Consider the following 4,099-nt stretch of genomic DNA (forward strand, 5'->3'; position numbering starts at 1 on the left):
ACTCTTCTTATGCTGCTTCGTTACTGAGGTCTTTGAGGATGTCGCCGAGGATGTCATCACGCGACTTTTGTGGCTGCGTTCCGGCGTTCAACGCTGCTTGGGCTGCAGGATCGCGATTACCTGACTTTGAAATACTGAGGAGCGTGTCCTTTTGTTCAGCCAAGAAATCCGCCATGCCCGCACGAACGTTCTCTAGCACCGCCGCTATCTGATTTTCCTCTATGTCTTTTGTGATGGAATTCGCCTCAGACGAAATCAGACGCGTATAATCAGCGGCATAAGCTTCAAACCCTTTACGTTTCTGCCACCACCGACGCCACCACGTACTTTGCAAATCCAATGCGATGGTTCGACCAATGCCCAAGGGAGGCGGAACACGCGGGACGATTGGGGCTTCGATGTTGAATTCACCCAGATGGTTGCCCAAAAGTTTGATATACAGAGATTCAACATCTGTAGCCGCCGAGGAATAAATAGCGCCCGCTTCCTTGCGCATGGAACGTCCAAAGCTAAAATATGCTGCTTTTTGCAAAGTCCGAAGACCCGCGGGATCGTATTGCCAAGTCCCCTCCTCACCATTTTGCTCTAGATGAGCGATCAGTGAGTCTGTTGCCCGTTTGACAAAATTCACTTCGGCCGATGCCAGCCGCTCCAAGACCTTGTCCCGCAGCTTGGTCGTAAGTTCGTTTACCTTCCGTTCATATTCTTCCGAAACTGTCACAATTGCTTTTTCCGCGGACACTCCGTCAAGATCTCGGAGCACCCCGTCGTTGGTCGACAACGTCTTTGCCACCGTAGTAGCCCGAATTTGGCTGGCAATGTTACGCGCCCGATGACGCACACGATCCAATAGTCGGCTCCCCGCTCCTTCGGCGATTCGTTCATTCATTGCCAGCAAAAGGTCTGGAAGGCCCGAGAGCGCCCAGATTTTGTCCAAAGACGCCGACTGGTCCCCAAAACCTGCAGCGAGGTAGAATGTGTTCAGAGCCTGACGGGATTCTTCGGTTAGAATGTCGGGGTTCCCCGTCAAAGCAGCTTCGGCCCACTGGGCGCTCCCAAAGACAATGCTGGTTTCAGTGTCGATATTATTCTGTTTCAGAGTGTCCTGAATGCGGTCGCGAATCTCAGGAACCTGAGTGACGGGATCCGACAACTCGTCAATACGGTTCACAAAAAGGATTATCTGCCGGTTTTCGAACTGAGAAATGATCCTCATCAGCGCCATGTCCATTGTCGTCAGCGCTTGGCTGGCTGCCAATACGACGACGCACACTTCGGAACCACGCAGACTGCGAAGCGTAATCTGTTCGCGCACCATAAATGTGTCATTTACACCCGGCGTATCGCAAAGCTTTAGCGAAATTGGATATTGCGGGATATCCATGAAAAGCTCTGCCGATTTCGTTACATCGGCAAACCGTCCCGTCTTGGGGTTGATGTCCGGATCATCCTCGTCACCTAAACAAACATACCGCTGAATTAATTCGTCATCAAAATAGTCATATTGGTGGCTTTGACCAAGAATCAGGTCAAAATGCTTGCCAAGTCGTTCTTCTGATTTGGCTTTCATTTCATTGACTTGACGACGAATATCATCCATCTCGTCATCGGCGCCAGCGCGATTGGCAAGTTCTCCCAACCGGCCTCCGCCGACCATAAGGTTGTCCCATTCTTCCTGTTCAAAGAACGTGAACTTGGAACGGGCGTCCCCCTCGGTACGTGTATTAATGTTCAGGGTTGTCACAACAGAAGTCCACGGATTCACATCTGACGGCAAAAGGTTCGGCCGTCCCGCCAGGATGTTGATTATCGAGGATTTTCCAGCCTTGACTTGACCTACCAACGTCACGCTGGCAGTAAAATTTTCCATTTTCGTCTTAAGCGTCGCCAAGCGTGCGGAGGATCGCGCATCCGCCACCTCAGTCAGTTGATCTATCTGTGTTGTCAGTGCGGACATTGCATCTGTCATCGGTGACAGGGCTTCGTTTCCCACAGACAGAAGGTGGTCATTGCGCGCCATGGTCAGCCTCCGGTACCAGTTGCGGCTATGCGGTTGCCCGAACCTTTCGCCGACCGACTGGCCAACGAATCGATCCGCGCGATTAGGTCTAAAGCATTGCCTAAAATCGCCGCTTCGGTACGTGGCGAGATCGATTCATAAGCAAAGGAGTCAGCCAAGATTTCAATTGAGCGGAAATGCTCACTGTTCTCCAGACGCGCGACCCGGCGACCGGTTGGAAAGTCTTGAGATCTGTATTCAGGCAGCGGCATTCTAGCGTTGGCCAGAAGATAGCGGTTGCCCGAATGTGTTTTAAGCGAGATTCCAAACCCCGTTCCTGGGTGTTGGGAATTGAAGGTTTTTAGCTCGCCAATGAAACTTTTGCGGGCAAGCCCGATGATGTCTTGCTCGGAAGCAGCAGAATTTATCTGGTCTGTCACTATTAAGGCCCTCGTTCTGGAGATGAGCAGATACTGACAAGATGCCTGATGGCGAAAAGGACTCATGAAATCCCGACGTTCATCAATTATGATTACCACGGTGTTATTTTGACGTGATTAGGATATTTTGACGTTTCAATTGTGGCGCAATTGAGGAGGAGGTTCTTACTTGCGCCTCAACCCAAGCGGGTTTTGGCTTGCAAATCATCAGTACAAAACCGTTCACAAGTACAACGGGCCCCGTGAACGAGTCGAAACCCTATTCGCAAGATCATGTTATAAATGTTTATTTTTTATAGTAATTTACAAAAACCGCATGTGACGTTTGTAGTCCAGAAAGGTTGCTTGGGCAGCCTGGGCCAGTGCAATCCGATCAAAACGGGGACTTGGGTTAACTAAGCAAGAACAATTTATACGGGTAGTACAAGTATTAGCTATCGGAGTTCCCAATTTGGAAACAGTTTGTTTACGTCGCGAGCGTTTCATAAGCGGAATGCTCTTCCAAATAGGAATTTCTCAAGGTGTTCCGAAGGTGACTCAAAACTTTGGACAATCAGGTTTTCAAAGGACACTAACTTCCTAGCGGCGGCAAGAACTTCGATCTTTGTCTCCATCGTGAAAAATTTTTTGGGTTCGCCAATTTTACCACTCGCGCTCGCTTGTAAGCTTTGCTATTCACCGCGCCATGCTGGTGCAGGGCATCAGAAAGCGGGTGTGGCGAAATTGGTAGACGCACCAGATTTAGGTTCTGGCGCCGCAAGGCGTGGGGGTTCAAGTCCCTCCACCCGCACCACTCTGACAGACAATGATTTTCTCAATTTTCGCTTGGACTGTTGTGCGGCCAAGGGCCGAACTGCTACGATTTTGCTACGCGCGGCCCCGACGGCGTAGCAGCGAAGCGCTTGGTGTTTCCGTGGTTGCTCTTGAAACATCCCAACCACAGTTTCCGTGCCGAATCGCGTTGGTTTGACCGGCAGAACCAACTGACCCGTTCGACCGCTCAAACTTGACAAATGGGTGCGATATATGGTAAGAACAAACAACGAACTTGCTCTCGGTGAGGGCTGCGTTCATTGCGCCGGGGGCGCAGAAACTCCAACCTACTGAGGTAACCTGATGAGCGACTTAACCGTCGCGCTTGCTGATGTCCGTCGTGTGACCGGGCTTGGCGATTTTGCAGTGCGCAGCATTCTGACCAAGCCGAACCCGCTGCCATATGTGAAGGCCAAGCCCGGCCCGCGCGGCGGCAACAGCCAGCGCCTTTATCAACTTCGCCCGCTCCTTCTGCGTCTCCGCCATAAGGGCTGGTTTACATCATCCATGGAAAAAGAATTCTGCCGCATCGACCTTGCGGCCCGCACAACCGAGGCAATTTCCCAATGAACTTTCCTGCAACTGAACGCCTTGTCGCGACGTACAGTGTCCTCGACAATCTCACCGCCAGCGAGCACGAACGACTTCGCGAGTGCCAAGTCGCATTTGAGGTAAGCCTTGGCGTGATTTACGGCGACCGCTTGGCCACCATCTTGGTCGAGTCGCTGATTGATGAACTTGCACTTGATCCACGCGTAAGGGACTCAGCCACGAGTCGCCAGCCAGCACTCTTGGCACATACAATCGCCGCTTGCTCAAGATGCGATTTGCATCCCGCGGAAAGAAG

General features: G+C 51.5%; 4 protein-coding genes and 1 tRNA gene. 3 read left to right on the plus strand and 2 right to left on the minus strand.

Going from position 1 to position 4,099, the window contains the following annotated elements:
- Window positions 1–7: 7 nt before the first annotated feature.
- Together AC2FNE_RS24395 and AC2FNE_RS24400 are read right to left on the minus strand one after the other, a co-directional pair.
- Window positions 8–2,020 (minus strand): dynamin family protein, encoded by a 2,013-nt coding sequence (locus AC2FNE_RS24395; protein WP_496806540.1) that lies wholly within the window; start codon window positions 2,018–2,020, stop codon window positions 8–10.
- A 2-nt stretch (window positions 2,021–2,022) separates the two neighbouring features.
- On the minus strand, window positions 2,023–2,439 hold the full coding sequence (locus tag AC2FNE_RS24400; RefSeq protein ID WP_496806541.1) for a hypothetical protein: 417 nt from the start codon (window positions 2,437–2,439) through the stop codon (window positions 2,023–2,025).
- A 708-nt stretch (window positions 2,440–3,147) separates the two neighbouring features.
- On the opposite strand from AC2FNE_RS24400, the gene AC2FNE_RS24405 reads away from it, so the two are divergent.
- The 3 genes from AC2FNE_RS24405 to AC2FNE_RS24415 all read left to right on the plus strand — a co-directional run.
- Window positions 3,148–3,232 (plus strand) — tRNA-Leu (locus AC2FNE_RS24405).
- Between the two features lie 323 nt (window positions 3,233–3,555).
- Window positions 3,556–3,822: a hypothetical protein gene (locus tag AC2FNE_RS24410; protein ID WP_496806542.1), complete on the plus strand. Its 267-nt coding sequence runs from the start codon at window positions 3,556–3,558 to the stop codon at window positions 3,820–3,822.
- Window positions 3,819–4,099, plus strand: a 281-nt coding sequence (locus AC2FNE_RS24415) for a hypothetical protein (protein ID WP_496806543.1), incomplete at its 3' end; no start/stop codon positions are given. The genes AC2FNE_RS24410 and AC2FNE_RS24415, both read left to right, overlap by 4 nt.

The sequence above is a fragment of the Ruegeria sp. YKSD179 genome, assembly GCF_059612885.1.

What these genes read in the sequence shown, in the direction of transcription:
- AC2FNE_RS24395 (WP_496806540.1), bottom strand. Translation starts at nt 2,020, where the DNA reads ATGGCGCGCAATGACCACCTTCTGTCTGTGGGAAACGAAGCCCTGTCA.
- AC2FNE_RS24410 (WP_496806542.1), top strand. Translation starts at nt 3,556, where the DNA reads ATGAGCGACTTAACCGTCGCGCTTGCTGATGTCCGTCGTGTGACCGGG.